We start from the raw sequence: 15,651 nt of genomic DNA, 5'->3' as shown, positions 1-15,651 counted from the left end.
ATAAAAATTGACGTTTCACGTTGTTTGTTTCGTTCAGTTTTCAAAGAACTACTTGGTCGCTCATTTGCGACTCCCTTATGTTAACATCTTCGTTAGTTAATGTCAACTAAGTTTTTTATTTCGTTTGCCGCTTTCGATGTTGTTGTCATCGGCGACTCGTATAATATTACACCTCTAAACCCTAATCGTCAACATGTTTTTCTAAAAAAATATAAAAAGGCTTATTCCTTTTAAAATAAGCCTTTTTATCATACACCATTCTATTCATTTGTTATTTTTCTATAATAGGTAACGAGACGATAAATTGAATACTACCATCCTCATATTCAGCTCGAATACTACCACCTTGTAACTCAACAATACTTTTCGCAATCGCTAACCCGAGTCCCGAACCTTCCGTTACTCTACTTCGAGATTGATCCTTCTTATAAAAACGTTCAAACAGATTAGCTAACTCTTCTCTCGTAAACTCTTCACTATGATTCGCTATAACAATTTGTATATCCCTACGCTGCCTTTGAAGAGAAACTTTTATCTCTCCATCATCTTTACTATACTTAATCGCATTCATTAGTAAATTATCAAATACACGGACCATCTTTTCCGAATCAATCGATGCATAGGTACGTTCCTCAGGAAATTTCTTAACAAATGTAAGTCCGTGTTCTTCCGCCTGCGGTACTAACTCTTCTATTAATTGCTCAAGTAATTCATTTATGCATACATCTTGCTTTTCTAGCATAACTTGTTCATTTGTTAACTTCGTATACTCAAATAAATCTTCTATTAAATTCTTTAACTGTTCCGACTTTGCAAAAGCAATTCTCGTATACTCATCATGTTGTTCCATATTCTCATATTTAGAATCTCGAAGTAATCGTAAGTACCCCATAATAGAAGTAAGTGGTGTACGCAAATCATGAGATACATTCGTAATAAGCTCATTCTTTTGCTTTTCTAATTTACGCTCCTTTTCTATATTATTCATAAGCTCTTCTGCCATATTATTAATATTCTCAGTTAAAGCCGCAATCTCATCTTCACCTTTTTTCTCAATACGGTAAGCTAAGTTGCCTTTTTCTATTTCTTTTACCCCTCGCGCCATCGCTTCAATTTGCTTCATCTTTCTCTTTGTTATATAGAAGAAAGAGAAAATGAATACAAGTACTCCTATGAAAAACGGAAACGGTCCTTCTTGCGTATCATATATTACTTCACCTTCTGGAATCCCACTAACAAACATGTATAAATTCTTTCCTTCAATTGTAATAGGTGCAAAAGCTACAAATTCTTTTCTCGTACTTTCAAATTCTTTTCTACCATTCATATAATTAATCGCAAACGATGATGCATTACGAATTGTATTATGCAAATCAATTTGCTCTTCTTGCGCTTGCTTCGTTTTATATAAAACTTTCCCGCCCTCGTCAGTAACCAATACTTTTAAAGCTCTAGAGTCTTGTTCTAAATTTTGATTCTCTATTTCAATCATACTTGATATAGCTTCTAATTTATTTTCATGAACTGAACTATTCGCCACACCTTGAGCTTGTTGGTTAATTTGTTCCATACCAGCCCGATAATCAATCGTAGCCTCCCGATTCGCATTCTCAAAAAACGGCGCTGCTGCCTTTGCTGACAAAAGCCCTAATAACGCACAAGCAGTAAACGCAGTAATCAGTTGAATTCGTACACTTCGTTTCACACTTTTTACTATCTTTCCAATCAATTCTCGGATTTTCCTAACATAAGTAAATGGATTAAATATCTTTTTCAATCTTATATCCCACTCCCCATACTGTTTTTATATATATTGGCTTCCTCGGATTCTCCTCAATCTTTTCACGCACTTTCCGAATATGAACCATTACCGTATTATCCGACTGGAAAGATCTTTCGTTCCAAACCTTTTCATAAATTTGTTCCGCGCTAAAGACCATCCCCGGATTACGAGCTAGTAATTCTAAAATTGAAAATTCCCTCGGGGTCAATTTCACTTCTTCCCCATCCACAATAACTTTATGGGTTGAGATGTTTATTTTCATCTCTCCAATTTCTAACTCGTCCTCATTTTGAATAGCGAAACCATTCATTTTCATATAACGACGTAACTGAGATTTAATTCTTGCGATTAACTCTAACGGATTAAATGGTTTCGTTACGTAATCATCTGCACCTGTTGTTAATCCTAAAATTTTATCCATATCTTGCGTTTTTGCCGAAAGCATAATAATTGGCATTTCTTTCGATTCTCTTACTTTCATACACATATGAATACCATCTACTTTCGGCATCATAATATCTAATACGACTAAGTGCACTTCATTTTCTTCTAATAGACGTAACCCTTCTTCTCCGTCTCCTGCTTGCAATACTTTATATCCTTCATTCTTTAAATAGATTGTAATTAAATTTCGAATTTCTTTTTCATCATCTACGACAAGTATTGTTTCATATGCCACAATATCTCCCCCATCATTTTTTAATCCCTAACTTCTATTATAGGAAAACTTCTGAAGAAAAACGTTCGGAAATCCTTAAGATTTTCTGAAGACGCAAAAAAGGTCTAGACTCCCCTTAAGTCTAGACCTTTCAAAAACCCCTTTTATTTACGAACGTAGATGAAATATAGTACGAATAAAACTCCCATAACATACATAATTGGATGAATCTCTTTACGACGACCACTCACAACCATTGTAATTGGATAGAAGATAAATCCGATTGCAATTCCTGTTGCGATACTATACGTAAGTGGCATTGAAATGATAGTAAAGAATGCTGGTACTGCAATCTCAAATTTCTTCCAATCAATCTCTCCTAAAGAAGAAACCATCAAAATCCCTACAATAATTAAAGCTGGTGCCGTTACTGCTGGTGTCACAACACTTAGTAATGGCGAGAAGAATAGTGCCAGTAAGAAGAATCCTGCTGTTACAACTGCTGTAAATCCAGAACGTCCTCCCGCTGCTACCCCTGCAGACGACTCAATGTAAGACGTTGTTGTTGATGTACCTAAGATCGCACCGATTACAGTTGCAATCGCATCCGCAAATAACGCTTTCCCTGCACGTGGTAATTTATTGTTCTTCATTAATCCTGCTTGATTCGCAACCGCCACAAGCGTACCTGCTGTATCAAAGAAATCAATAAAGAAGAACGTTATAATAACAATACCCATTTCAATAGTGAAAATGTCTCCGAAGTGAGTTAACGCCACCCCGAACGTTGGTTCTAGACTCGGAATTGCTCCCACTACAGCTTTCGGAGTATCAATTAATCCTGTTGCCACTCCTAAGATTGCTGTAAGAATCATACCGTAAAATACTGCACCGTTGATTTTCTTAATCATGAAGATAATTGTAGTAACAACTCCGAAAATCGCTAGTAACGTTGTGCCCTTTGTTAAATCCCCCAACCCAACAAGAACAGCATCATTTTTCACGATAATTCCGGCATTTTGGAATCCAAGGAAAGCAATGAATAATCCGATACCTGCCGCTACTGCAAACTTTAACTCCGATGGAATTGCATTAATGATTTTTTCACGAATACCTGAAGCTGTAAGAATGATAAAGATAATACCTGACATTAATGTTCCAGCAATCGCTGTTTGCCACGGAATACCCATCGTTAACACTGCTGTATAAGCAAAGAACGCGTTAATCCCCATACCCGGTGCTAAAGCAATTGGATACTTTGCGAAAATCCCCATAATTAACGAACCAATTGCTGCTGCTAATGCTGTAGCAACGAATACTGCGCCTGGATCCATTCCTGTACCTGCTGGTAACCCTTTAACATTGCCAAGCGACAGCGTAGCAGGATTGACAAATAGTACGTAAGCCATAGATAGAAATGTCGTTAACCCTGCTATGAACTCTGTTTTATAATTTGTACCGAGTTCATCAAACTGAAAATAGCGTTTCATCTTACGTTTCCCCCGTTATATGATTACTCGCCGTATTTCCCCTAGCCCTCTTTTATCTATAAAAATAAAAAAGGCTTCCATTACATATACATGGAAGCGTTCTATAAATAAAGACAAGTTTCCCCTCATCTTTATACAAACGCCTCGTAGTCAAGCCATTTACGGTAGCTAGGTAGAAACTTTCGGGCCATATTCCCGATATTATACGACGGCATAATATTCACTTTTCGTTTGAATTACATACTCATATTAACTCGATGAAGTAGTTTTGTCAATTTAAAAACGAACATTTTTATAAAATTTTATATTTTTGTTCGTATTAAGGTTAGAATTAAAAAATATCCATCTATGCATAAGCAATAGATGGATATTTTTCACAATACTATTCCCACTCAATCGTTGCCGGTGGCTTACTTGTTATATCATACACGATACGGTTAACGTGTTTTACTTCGTTTACGATACGTACAGAGATTTTCTCTAATACGTCCCAAGGGATACGTGCCCAGTCAGCTGTCATACCGTCGATAGATGTTACCGCGCGGATACCTACTGTGTAATCGTAAGTACGCTCGTCACCCATAACACCTACGCTACGCATACCAGGAAGCGCAGTGAAGTATTGCCAAACTTCGCGGTCTAAGCCCGCTTTAATAATTTCTTCACGTAAAATCGCATCAGATTCACGAACGATTTCTAATTTCTCTTCTGTGATTTCACCTAATACACGAATACCAAGACCAGGGCCTGGGAATGGTTGACGCCATACGATTTCATCAGGAATTCCTAGTTCTGATCCTAATACACGTACTTCATCTTTAAATAACGTGTTTAAAGGCTCAATTAATTTGAACTGCATGTCTTCTGGAAGACCACCAACATTATGGTGAGATTTAATTGTTTGTGCAGTTGCTGTACCACTCTCAACGATGTCCGTGTAAAGTGTACCTTGTGCTAGGAAGTCCATTCCTTGTAATTTAGACGCTTCATCATCGAATACGTAAATAAATTCGTTACCGATGATTTTACGTTTTTGTTCTGGATCTTCTACACCTTTTAACTTGTTCATGAAGCGTTCTTGTGCATCCACTTTAATAACGTTCATGTGGAAGCCTTCGCTAAATGTTTTCATAACGCCTTCTGCTTCGCCTTTACGAAGTAAACCATGATCAACGAAAATACATGTTAACTGGTCACCGATTGCTTTATGAATTAATACTGCTACAACAGAAGAGTCTACACCGCCACTAAGTGCGCATAGTACTTTTTTGTCTCCAACAGTTTCACGGATTTTCTCTAATTCTACTTCGATAAAGTTCTCCATGTTCCATCCTTCAGAACAACCACATACGCCGAATACGAAGTTTTTAATTAAATCGTTACCATGCTCAGAGTGACGTACTTCTGGGTGGAATTGTACACCGTATAAGTTTTTCGCTTCATTGCTCATACCAGCAATTGGGCAAGACTCACTTGTTGCATCTACTACGAATCCTTCAGGTAAACCAGTTACTAAGTCGCCATGGCTCATCCATACAACTTGCTCCTCTGGAAGGTTCGCATATAATTTTGACTCATTCTCTACTTTAAGAACAGCTTTTCCGTACTCACGGTGGTTTGCACGTTCCACTTTACCACCGAATTGTTGTGTCATAAGCTGCATACCGTAACAAATACCGAAAATCGGTAATCCTAGGTCAAAGATTTTTTCATCACAATGTAATGCACCTTCACCGTATACACTATTTGGTCCACCAGAGAAAATAATCCCTTTTGGATTCATTGCTTTAATTTCTTCTGCAGTAATTGTATGTGGATGAAGTTCACTGTATACACCGAACTCACGAATTCGACGTGCTATTAACTGATTGTACTGACTCCCAAAATCTAAAACGATAATTGTATCATGCTGCTTCTTCAAAATAATCACCCCAACGTTAGTTCTCGTATATAAATATTTTCACCAATTTGGCAAAAAGCATTACTAATATAATAAAAAAAGCCAGTCCTCCGCCTCTAGTCTCATAACAAAGAAAAGGCAGGGGTCTGGCTTTATAAAGAAAGATAGTCTCCGCTCTTTATAAATATAAGACACACTGCCTTCATAGTCAGGTTGTTTACGGTAACCCGGTAGAGACTCTCAAACCATATCATTGAGGATATATGAAGGATCGTTTTATATTATCTTCCTAGATTCTAACAATGAATTGTCGGTATGGTCAAGAGAGAAAGCGACAAAATTCTACAGAAATTAATTTCCTTCCCTCAAAAACATAAAAAAACATCCATTTCTATATAGAAATGGATGTTTTTCGAGCAAACGGAATTACATCATTCCGCCCATACCGCCCATGCCCATGCCGCCCATGTCAGGCATTCCAGCAGCACCAGCTGGTTCTGGCTTGTCAGCTACTACAGCTTCAGTTGTTAAGAACATAGCTGCAACAGATGCTGCGTTTTGAAGTGCAGAGCGAGTTACTTTAGCTGGATCTACGATACCAGTTTCAAGCATGTTAACCCACTCGCCAGTAGCTGCGTTGAAACCAACGCCTACTTTTTCGCCTTTTAGACGCTCTACAACTACAGATCCTTCTAGACCAGCGTTGATTGCGATTTGACGAACTGGCTCTTCTAGTGCACGAAGTACGATGTTGATACCTGTTGCTTCGTCGCCTTCAGCTACGATAGAAGCTACTTTCGTGTATACGTTCATAAGTGAAGTACCACCACCTGCAACGATACCTTCTTCTACTGCTGCACGAGTTGAGTTAAGTGCATCTTCAATGCGAAGTTTGCGCTCTTTTAACTCAGTTTCAGTTGCTGCACCTACTTTAATTACTGCTACGCCACCTGCAAGTTTTGCAAGACGCTCTTGTAATTTTTCACGATCGAATTCAGAAGTTGTTTCTTCTAATTGCGCACGGATTTGACCGATGCGAGCTTCGATTTGTTGTGTATTTCCAATACCTTCAACTACAGTTGTGTTTTCTTTCGTTACAACGATTTTACCAGCGCGTCCTAAAGATTCAACTGTAGCAGATTTTAAATCACGTCCTAATTCTTCAGTGATTACTTCGCCACCAGTTAAGATTGCGATATCTTCTAGCATTGCTTTACGACGGTCACCAAATCCAGGAGCTTTAACAGCTACTACATTGAATGTACCACGAAGTTTGTTCACTACTAATGTAGCTAAAGCTTCGCCTTCTACATCTTCAGCAATGATAAGAAGTGGTTTACCTTGTTGTACCACTTGCTCTAATACTGGTAAGATTTCTTGGATGTTAGAAATCTTTTTGTCAGTAATTAAGATGTATGGGTTATCAAGAACTGCTTCCATTTTGTCAGAATCAGTAATCATGTAAGGAGATGCATATCCACGGTCAAATTGCATACCTTCTACTACATCTAGCTCTGTTGTGAATCCTTTAGATTCTTCTAAAGTAATAACGCCGTCGTTACCAACGCGCTCCATTGCTTCAGCAATTAATTCACCTACTTCTTCGTCAGCAGCAGAAATAGCAGCTACTTGTGCGATTGAAGATTTACCTTCGATTGGTTTAGAAATCGTTTTTAATTCTTCAATTGCAGCAGTAACAGCTTTTTCGATCCCTTTACGAAGACCCATTGGGTTAGCGCCAGCTGTTACGTTTTTAAGACCTTCACGAATCATAGCTTGTGCTAATACAGTTGCAGTTGTTGTTCCGTCACCAGCTACATCGTTTGTTTTGCTAGCAACTTCTGCTACTAATTTTGCACCCATGTTTTCGAATGCATCTTCTAATTCGATTTCTTTTGCGATCGTTACACCATCATTAGTAATAAGTGGTGAACCGAATTTTTTTTCAAGTACAACGTTACGACCTTTTGGTCCAAGCGTTACTTTTACTGCGTTTGCAAGAGTGTCGACACCGCGAAGCATCGAACGACGTGCTTCTTCACTAAATTTAATATCTTTTGCCATAATAATTGACCCCCTTGGATTGTTTAAGATTTATATAATTAACCGATAACCGCTAAAATGTCACTTTCACGTAAAATCAAGTACTCTTTACCTTCGTATTTCACTTCAGTACCTGCATATTTTGAGAAGATGATAAGATCACCTGCTGCTACCTCTAAAGCAACACGCTCACCATTTTCAAGCACTCGACCAGTACCTGCTGCAACAACTTTACCCTCTTGTGGTTTTTCTTTTGCAGTGTCTGGTAATACAATACCACTTGCTGTTTTCTCTTCTGCTTGAACAAGCTCAATTACAACGCGATCACCTAATGGCTTTAGCATGAACAATAACCTCCTCATTGTGTTATGTAAATTTTATTTATTAGCACTCAAGTCACCCGAGTGCTAACACACTTATAATAATAAATAATCTCAATTTCTTTTGCAAGTAAAAAAATCATAATTTTTTCGCAAATTACTATATATACTTTTCTATATAAAATCCTTCTTCTACTAGCTTTATCATATGAATCGTTGTTTCTACTGCTCGTATGTTACAATATGAAAGACACCCTAAGTTGTTTTCGCTATACACACAACTTTTTCCTGTCTTCTATTTTAATTTCCAATACAGATTTACAAAAAAATCATAATTCAGATGAAAGTTTATATCGTAGGTAGCATATTACATGTTATCCTGCCTTATCTCATACACTAGAGTTAGAAAGGATGGTTAAACCATTTGAAGAAACAATATTGGTGGATTATCGTTACATACATTTTAATGCAGTTATCATCAATTGCTGGATTACCACTTCTCCTAAAAACTGGACTTTATGATAACAGGGGATTTACTAGAGAGGAGAAATTTCAGCTCATAACTGGCCACTGGGCAATCATTAGCTTCTTTATTGCATTATGTATCGTACTTTGGTTACTTAGAACAGATATTCGCGACAGGCATTTAGATACGATGCGCTCTTCTGTTCCAGCTACAGTTGGATGGATTTTCATCGGGTTCTTCTTAGCCTTTTTCTCACAAAGTATCGCTGGTATGATTGAAATGTATTTACTAGGTATTAAACCTGGATCTGAAAATACAGCAAGGCTTATGGACATCGCAAGAACAACACCTTGGTTCCTTATTGTTGTATCTATTATAGGGCCAATTTTAGAAGAAATCGTATTTAGAAAAATTTTATTTGGTACACTTTATAAGAAGTTTAACTTCTTTATTGCCGCTATCATTAGTTCTCTTGTATTTGCGGCGATTCATTTTGATTTTACTCACTTATTGGTATACACTGCTATGGGGCTCGTATTCGCCTTTTTATATGTAAAAACGAAACGTATTATCGTTCCAATTGCAGCTCATGTTGCGATGAATACATTCGTCGCACTCGCTCAAATTGCAGTAAGCAATGAGCAAATTCAAGAAATGATTAAAGAAGCTGAAAAAATGCAAGGCTTTATCGGAGGATTTTTAGTATGAGAAACTCACCATTGTTCATGGCTGCATTGTACTTCCTTCTCGGATGTATCTTTACACGTTTCGCCATTACGAACGTAACAGATACAATCTGGAATATGTGGACAATACTATTTGCAGTTATGGCGACAATTGATTTTAATTTGGCGCTTCGCCTTATATTAGTTAAATTCACACAGAAGAAATAATAAAACGCAGAGGTCGCTTCCTCTGCGTTTTATTGTGGATAATTTTTCAAAAAGTAAACGAGTGTTTGTAACTCTACAGCTAAATCAATATGATGAATTCTTATATTCTCTGACACATTTAAGCGTGCTGGTGTAAAATTTAAAATACCGTGCACGTTTGTTTCTGCCAATCTATCTGCTACAGATTGTGCTACTGTAGCGGGTACTGTTAATATCGCCACTTGTATATCAGTTGATAAACGTTCTTCTAATTCATCTAAATGATATACAGGAATGCCTCCGATTTCTGTTCCAACTTTCTCTTCACTAACATCAAATGCCATTTCAATCTTTGTATTATTGTTTTTCGTGAAATTATAATGTAAGAAAGCGGTCCCTAAATTACCTACTCCAATAAGCGCTACACGTGTTATATCATCTTGATCGAGTGTTTCCCGGAAAAATGATAATAAATAATTTACATTATATCCATATCCTTTTTTCCCTAACGCTCCAAAATACGAGAAATCTCTTCGAATCGTTGCGGAATCAACCTTTACCGCTTCACTCAATTCGGCTGATGAAACACGTTGCTTACCAGAAAGAGATAAGTTTTGGATAAATCGATAGTATAGAGGCAATCGCTTAGCAGTGGCTTGTGGAATTTTCTGCTGATCCATATAACCTCTCCTCTCTTCCTATCTTGATTCATATACTTTAATCAAATACAGAAGTTTAGCACTCATTAAATTCCTTGTATAATAGAAAGAAGAAGTATTCTCTCTGTATTTTAAACTATACACTATTTTTAGTATGATTGAGAAATATAAACATGGCAAAGTTAAGAAATTATTTGAGGTGAAAACATTGATTTTATTACAAGTAAATGGACTTTCGAAATTATACGGTGCAGAAACGATTCTTGCAAACATAAAATTGGAAGTGCAAACGAAAGATCGTATCGCATTAGTCGGACGAAATGGAGCCGGGAAATCTACATTATTAAAAATAATTGCTGGGGAGTTATCTCATGATGGCGGTGAAATTATAAAACCGAAAGATGTCTCAATGGGATATTTAGCTCAAAATACCGGATTAGAAACGTCGTTAACAATTTGGGATGAAATGTTAACCGTCTTTACGCACTTGCAGCAAATGGAGACAAAACTTCGAAGGCTTGAGCAAGAGATGGGAAAAGAAGAAAACTTTTCAAACGCAGCTATATACGAAAAATTATTAGCTGATTATGATCAATTGCAATTAGACTATAAAGACAAAGGTGGTTATCAGTACGAAGCAGACATTCGCTCGATTTTAAGCGGTCTTGGCTTCCCAGTTGAAACACATCAGACGACAATCTCTACTTTAAGCGGTGGACAAAAAACACGATTAGCTCTCGGTAAACTATTATTAACGAAACCAGACTTACTTATTTTGGACGAGCCTACAAACCATTTAGACATCGAAACATTAACATGGCTTGAACAATATTTACAAGGCTATCCTGGCGCGATACTAATCGTTTCACATGACCGTTATTTCTTAGACAAACTCGTTACACAAGTATATGAAATTTCGAATAAAGAAAGCAGACGATTTGTTGGGAACTACAGTAAATATTTAGACTTAAAATCAGCTTTATACGAGCAAGAAATGAAGCGTTACGAAAAACAACAAGATGAAATCGCTAAGCTTGAAGACTTCGTCCAAAAGAATATAGCTCGTGCATCTACGACGAAGCGCGCACAAAGCCGCCGTAAACAATTGGATCGAATGGAATTATTAACAAGACCATTAGGTGATTCTAAGTCAGCATCCTTCCACTTCGACATCGAAAAACAAAGTGGGAATGATGTTTTACAAGTAAAAGATGCAACTATCGGCTATGATGCAGATCCGATTATTGAACATGTAACTATGCGCTTAACACGCGGGGATAGCGTTGCTTTAGTTGGACCAAACGGAATTGGGAAATCCACATTGTTAAAGTCCATTGTGAATAAGTTACCATTATTAAATGGTGATGTTTCTTTCGGATCCAATGTATCTGTTGGTTATTACGATCAAGAACAAGCCAATTTGACATCTTCTAAGCGCGTGTTAAATGAACTATGGGATGAATATCCACTGCAACCTGAAAAAGAAATTCGCACAATACTAGGTAACTTTTTATTCACAGGGGATGATGTACTGAAGCCAGTATCTTCTCTTAGTGGTGGACAAAAGGCTCGATTAGCTCTCGCAAAACTTATGATGCAAAAATCCAATTTATTAATTCTCGATGAGCCGACGAACCATCTTGATTTAAATAGTAAAGAGATTTTGGAGAATGCTTTAATTGATTACCCTGGAACTCTTCTATTCGTTTCACATGACCGCTACTTTATTAATCGCGTAACAACAACTGTTGTTGAGTTATCAACAGAAGGTGCACAGGAGTATTTAGGGGATTACGATTACTACGTTGAAAAGAAAAATGAAATGATTGAACGTGCAGAGCTTGAACAGGAAGAAAATGACGTACCTGTTCAAAAGGTCGTTGCACAAGAAAAGTTAAATTATCTAGAAGAAAAAGAACGTAAAAAACTAGAGCGTCAACGCACTAGAAAAATTGAAGAACTGGAACAAAGTATCTTAGAATTTGAAGAAGAAATTGCTACGTTAGAAGATCAGCTTTGCTTACCAGAAATATATGCTGATTATGAAAAGGCTAGTGAAATTACAACTAAAAAACAAACACTACAAGAACAACTTGAAGCTTGTATGGCAGAATGGGAAGAACTACATTTATAAAAGCATTTCAATAAGAAGGGTGTCTCATAAGTCGAGATTTTTGACTATGCGACATCCTTTTTGTTTTCTAGCAGAAATCAACTTTATCGTACATAAACATTTTTTTGAATATGTCTATCGTAACTTGAACTATATCAACGATTCGACACCAAGTATCGATTTACCGACAAAGTTTGACATCCGTACCAATTCGCAAATTAAAAGAAGATTATCTCGAAATATCTTTTCAGATATTCACCATCATTTTATTTCCCGAAAAAGGATATATTCAAAGGTCAGACTTCATTCCGTTTATCCACAACGTTATACACATATCCACCTTTAGTATATAAACATAGAAACAACTTTTCCACATTATCCACAATCCAAGAAAAAGTTATTAACATTTTATATACACAGTAAAAGCCACATTATCAACAGATAATATGGCTTTTATCCACAAGCTGTGGTTAATTTTGTGTATAACTATGCTTCAATATCTAATCCTGGATTTGCATTTAAAGCTAATGTCGCACGTTTTCCTTGTTCATATGCAATTGTACCTGCCGCTGCAATCATTGCTGCATTATCTGTGCATAAGAATAATGGCGGAATAATTAGCTCAATGTTTTCTTTTTGTGCAAATTCTGCTTCTAAACGTGCACGAAGCCCTTTATTTGCGGCCACTCCACCAGCAAGAAGCACTTGCTTTACGTTATATGCATCCGCTGCACGAGACGCTTTCGTTACTAGTACGTCAATTACACTCTCCTGAAAACTTGCTGCTAAATCTTCTGGTGCAATTTCTATACCGCGTTGTTTTGCGTTATGCACAGTGTTGATAACTGCTGATTTCAATCCACTAAAGCTGAAATCATATGAATCAGGTTCTAGCCATGCACGTGGTAAATCAATGGTTGGCTCTCCTTCATGTGCAAGACGATCAATATGAGGCCCCCCTGGATAAGGCATAGATAACGTACGAGCTACTTTATCATATGCTTCTCCTGCTGCATCATCTCGTGTTTCACCAATTACTTCAAATGAACCGTGTTCTTTCATATAAACAAGCTCTGTATGCCCACCAGATACAACAAGTGATAGTAGAGGGAATTGAACTTCTTTTACTAAACGATTCGCATAAATATGGCCAGCTATATGATGGACACCAACTAGAGGAATATCATGCGCAAAGGCCACCGCCTTCGCTGCATTTACTCCAATTAGAAGTGCTCCAACTAAACCAGGCCCTTCAGTTACAGCAATTGCATCAATATCATCAAATGTGATATTTGCTTCTTTTAAAGCTTCTTCTAATACAACTGTAATTTCTTCTACATGATGACGAGATGCAATCTCTGGTACAACCCCGCCAAAACGTTTATGACTTTCAATTTGTGATGCAACGACATTCGCAATAATTTCCGTTCCATTTTTAACAACCGCTACTGCTGTTTCATCACAACTTGTTTCAATACCAAGTATAATCGTATTTTTTTCCATTATATATTCACCCACATTACGAGACCATCTTCCTGATTGTCTGCATAGTATCGTTTACGAATTCCACCATTTTGAAATCCGTATTTTCTGTATAACTGTTTTGCTACTTCATTTGATACACGTACTTCAAGTGTCATCGTTTTTACCCCTAGATCTTTCGCTTCAGAAATAACTTCTTTCAATAAAGCATCCCCTAGCTTTTGACCTCTGTATTCTGGCAAAATAGCTATGTTTGTTATATGTGATTCATCAATAATTATCCACAATCCACAATAACCAATTACACGACCATCTTTTTCTAACACAACATAATGTGCATGTTCATTCATCGTTAACTCACGGTGAAAGGCATCTGCAGTCCAAGGAGTTGCAAAAGATGCTTCTTCAATAGCTACAATTTGAGCGATATCATCGAGTTCCATCTTTCTAAGTATCATATCCATCCTCTGCAGGCTCCTACTTATTTTGACTTTCTAACCACTTTGTTTCAGCTTCAGCTAAACGAAGATAACTAGGAACAAATGAATGTACATCTTGTTCTTCTTTTTGTAATCCTAAGAACGCTAGCTCACTCGGTCTTGGGTTATTTTTAGTGAAAGGAGCAAATACAGCTTGATCACCTAAATGTTCTATGATGGTTTCTTTATGCAACTTAACATCATTACCAATAAATAAAACACGCTTTCCTGTATCTTTTAACATTTGCAACCAGTCTACAATAAGGATGATTCGGTCTTCTTCTATAGAAGTTAAATTCTCTCCTTCATATGTATATAAACCCGTATAAATTTGTCCACGTCTTCCATCGAATAAAGGACAGATTAACCCATTAAAATTGGCTCCATTTGCAGCGACTACTTCTAAGCTTGATACACCTACAATTGGTATTTGAAGAGACCACGCTAATGTTTTTGCGGCTGTGACCCCTATGCGAACACCTGTATATGAACCAGGTCCGGCGGCTACAACAATTTTAGTTAATTCTTTCGGTTTTACACCACATTCTTTTAATAGTTGCTCCACAGCTGGCATAAGACGTACAGAATGGTTTTTTGTTAAATTTGTAATGATTTCCCCAATCACGTTTCCTTCCTCAATAAGGGATACACCCATTACGTAATTTGAAGTATCAATTGCTAGTACTTTCATCTTGTAATAGCTCCTCACATAATCTAATATAGCGATCTCCAATTGGCTCGAGTACAATTTTTCTCGTGTCATCTCCAGCATGGAATAAACTAATTTGTAACTTTTCATTTGGTAAATATGCTTCTATTAAATGAGCCCATTCTACTACTGTGATTCCTTCACCATAGAAATACTCATCAAAACCTAAGTCCTCTTCACTTTCCGCTAAACGATACACGTCCATATGATATAACGGTAATCTTCCTTTATATTCTTTAATAATATTAAAGGTAGGACTATTTACAACTCTTTTCACTCCAAGACCTTTTGCTAACCCTTTTGTAAAGGTCGTCTTGCCAGCTCCAAGATCTCCTTCTAAAATAATTACATCTTGTGCCTTTACAAGTTCACCTAATCTTTCTGATAATCTTTGTGTTTCCTCAGAAGATTTTGTTGTTACTTCATATTTACTCACAGACTTCACCTACTTTATTCACAATGTTCTCTGCTCTTTATTATACAGGTTTTAAATATATAAAAAAGTCCTTAGGAGTAGTCCTAAGGATAGTTTGACTGTCTTTATTAGTTTTTTGTTAAAACAAATAAAAAAATACGAAACAACTTGTTTCGTTCTTTTCTTTATATAAAATGGCGGTCCCGACCGGGGTCGAACCGGCGATCTCCTGCGTGACAGGCAGGCATGTTAACCACTACAC

The 15,651-nt window shown here is 37.0% G+C and carries 14 protein-coding genes and 2 riboswitches; of the genes, 3 read left to right on the top strand and 11 right to left on the bottom strand.

The annotated features are described in order from the left end of the window. Positions 1-271: 271 nt before the first annotated feature. From BAQ48_RS07395 to groES, 6 genes are all read right to left on the bottom strand, one after another. Positions 272-1,777, bottom strand: coding sequence for a sensor histidine kinase (locus tag BAQ48_RS07395; protein ID WP_071710573.1), 1,506 nt, complete (start codon positions 1,775-1,777; stop codon positions 272-274). Continuing rightward, entirely contained in the window at positions 1,761-2,462 is a 702-nt protein-coding gene (locus BAQ48_RS07390) for a response regulator transcription factor (RefSeq protein ID WP_071710572.1), read from the bottom strand. The genes BAQ48_RS07395 and BAQ48_RS07390 overlap by 17 nt, the downstream gene beginning before the upstream one ends. Positions 2,463-2,605: 143 nt before the next feature. Continuing rightward, on the bottom strand, positions 2,606-3,931 hold the full coding sequence (locus BAQ48_RS07385; RefSeq protein WP_000833080.1) for an NCS2 family permease: 1,326 nt from the start codon (positions 3,929-3,931) through the stop codon (positions 2,606-2,608). Between the two features lie 127 nt (positions 3,932-4,058). Further along, a riboswitch (purine riboswitch) is annotated at positions 4,059-4,160 on the bottom strand. A 153-nt stretch (positions 4,161-4,313) separates the two neighbouring features. Next, a complete protein-coding gene (gene guaA / locus BAQ48_RS07380; RefSeq protein ID WP_131800843.1) occupies positions 4,314-5,852 on the bottom strand; it encodes a glutamine-hydrolyzing GMP synthase in 1,539 nt (512 codons plus the stop codon). A gap of 164 nt (positions 5,853-6,016) precedes the next feature. Beyond that, positions 6,017-6,118, bottom strand: a riboswitch (purine riboswitch). A 139-nt stretch (positions 6,119-6,257) separates the two neighbouring features. Further along, the gene (gene groL / locus BAQ48_RS07375) at positions 6,258-7,895 is read right to left on the bottom strand and encodes a chaperonin GroEL (RefSeq protein ID WP_071710570.1); all 1,638 of its coding nucleotides are present in this window, start codon (positions 7,893-7,895) and stop codon (positions 6,258-6,260) included. Positions 7,896-7,933: 38 nt separating this feature from the next. Continuing rightward, positions 7,934-8,218, bottom strand: a complete 285-nt coding sequence (groES, locus tag BAQ48_RS07370) for a co-chaperone GroES (RefSeq protein WP_000917307.1) — start codon at positions 8,216-8,218, stop codon at positions 7,934-7,936. A 400-nt stretch (positions 8,219-8,618) separates the two neighbouring features. Between groES and BAQ48_RS07365 the strand changes: the two genes are divergently transcribed. Continuing rightward, positions 8,619-9,368 carry a CPBP family intramembrane glutamic endopeptidase gene (locus BAQ48_RS07365; protein ID WP_000745331.1) on the top strand — a complete coding sequence of 250 codons (750 nt, stop codon included), beginning with the start codon at positions 8,619-8,621 and terminating at the stop codon, positions 9,366-9,368. Beyond that, positions 9,365-9,553, top strand: coding sequence for a YdiK family protein (locus BAQ48_RS07360; protein ID WP_001246202.1), 189 nt, complete (start codon positions 9,365-9,367; stop codon positions 9,551-9,553). The genes BAQ48_RS07365 and BAQ48_RS07360 overlap by 4 nt, the downstream gene beginning before the upstream one ends. Before the next feature lie 29 nt (positions 9,554-9,582). Here BAQ48_RS07360 and BAQ48_RS07355 read toward each other — a convergent pair whose 3' ends face one another. Next, entirely contained in the window at positions 9,583-10,212 is a 630-nt protein-coding gene (locus BAQ48_RS07355; RefSeq protein WP_000372704.1) for a redox-sensing transcriptional repressor Rex, read from the bottom strand. A gap of 187 nt (positions 10,213-10,399) precedes the next feature. On the opposite strand from BAQ48_RS07355, the gene BAQ48_RS07350 reads away from it, so the two are divergent. Beyond that, positions 10,400-12,325 (top strand): ABC-F family ATP-binding cassette domain-containing protein, encoded by a 1,926-nt coding sequence (locus tag BAQ48_RS07350; RefSeq protein WP_207544834.1) that lies wholly within the window; start codon positions 10,400-10,402, stop codon positions 12,323-12,325. A 465-nt stretch (positions 12,326-12,790) separates the two neighbouring features. Here the strand turns inward: BAQ48_RS07350 and tsaD are convergent, their stop codons facing one another. The 4 genes from tsaD to tsaE are packed head-to-tail and all read right to left on the bottom strand — an operon-like array spanning position 12,791 to position 15,410. Continuing rightward, entirely contained in the window at positions 12,791-13,807 is a 1,017-nt protein-coding gene (tsaD, locus tag BAQ48_RS07345; protein ID WP_071710568.1) for a tRNA (adenosine(37)-N6)-threonylcarbamoyltransferase complex transferase subunit TsaD, read from the bottom strand. Continuing rightward, positions 13,807-14,250 carry a ribosomal protein S18-alanine N-acetyltransferase gene (gene rimI, locus BAQ48_RS07340; protein ID WP_000367215.1) on the bottom strand — a complete coding sequence of 148 codons (444 nt, stop codon included), beginning with the start codon at positions 14,248-14,250 and terminating at the stop codon, positions 13,807-13,809. The genes tsaD and rimI overlap by 1 nt, the downstream gene beginning before the upstream one ends. A 13-nt stretch (positions 14,251-14,263) precedes the next feature. Further along, positions 14,264-14,956 (bottom strand): tRNA (adenosine(37)-N6)-threonylcarbamoyltransferase complex dimerization subunit type 1 TsaB, encoded by a 693-nt coding sequence (gene tsaB, locus BAQ48_RS07335; protein WP_071710567.1) that lies wholly within the window; start codon positions 14,954-14,956, stop codon positions 14,264-14,266. Then, positions 14,937-15,410, bottom strand: a complete 474-nt coding sequence (tsaE, locus tag BAQ48_RS07330; RefSeq protein WP_071710566.1) for a tRNA (adenosine(37)-N6)-threonylcarbamoyltransferase complex ATPase subunit type 1 TsaE — start codon at positions 15,408-15,410, stop codon at positions 14,937-14,939. Before tsaE ends, tsaB begins: the two co-directional genes overlap by 20 nt. Positions 15,411-15,651 lie beyond the last annotated feature (241 nt).

Source organism: Bacillus luti (genome assembly GCF_001884105.1).
Taxonomy (GTDB): domain Bacteria; phylum Bacillota; class Bacilli; order Bacillales; family Bacillaceae_G; genus Bacillus_A; species Bacillus_A luti.
Note: the sequence above shows the minus strand (reverse complement) of the source record. Positions and strands in the feature narration are given on the sequence as shown.

Bases quoted from the DNA above. Each gene is read 5' to 3' on its own strand.
- groL (WP_071710570.1), bottom strand. From the start codon at position 7,895: ATGGCAAAAGATATTAAATTTAGTGAAGAAGCACGTCGTTCGATGCTT.
- BAQ48_RS07355 (WP_000372704.1), bottom strand. From the start codon at position 10,212: ATGGATCAGCAGAAAATTCCACAAGCCACTGCTAAGCGATTGCCTCTA.
- tsaB (WP_071710567.1), bottom strand. From the start codon at position 14,956: ATGAAAGTACTAGCAATTGATACTTCAAATTACGTAATGGGTGTATCC.
- BAQ48_RS07360 (WP_001246202.1), top strand. From the start codon at position 9,365: ATGAGAAACTCACCATTGTTCATGGCTGCATTGTACTTCCTTCTCGGA.
- BAQ48_RS07385 (WP_000833080.1), bottom strand. From the start codon at position 3,931: ATGAAACGCTATTTTCAGTTTGATGAACTCGGTACAAATTATAAAACA.
- groES (WP_000917307.1), bottom strand. From the start codon at position 8,218: ATGCTAAAGCCATTAGGTGATCGCGTTGTAATTGAGCTTGTTCAAGCA.
- rimI (WP_000367215.1), bottom strand. From the start codon at position 14,250: ATGGATATGATACTTAGAAAGATGGAACTCGATGATATCGCTCAAATT.
- tsaD (WP_071710568.1), bottom strand. From the start codon at position 13,807: ATGGAAAAAAATACGATTATACTTGGTATTGAAACAAGTTGTGATGAA.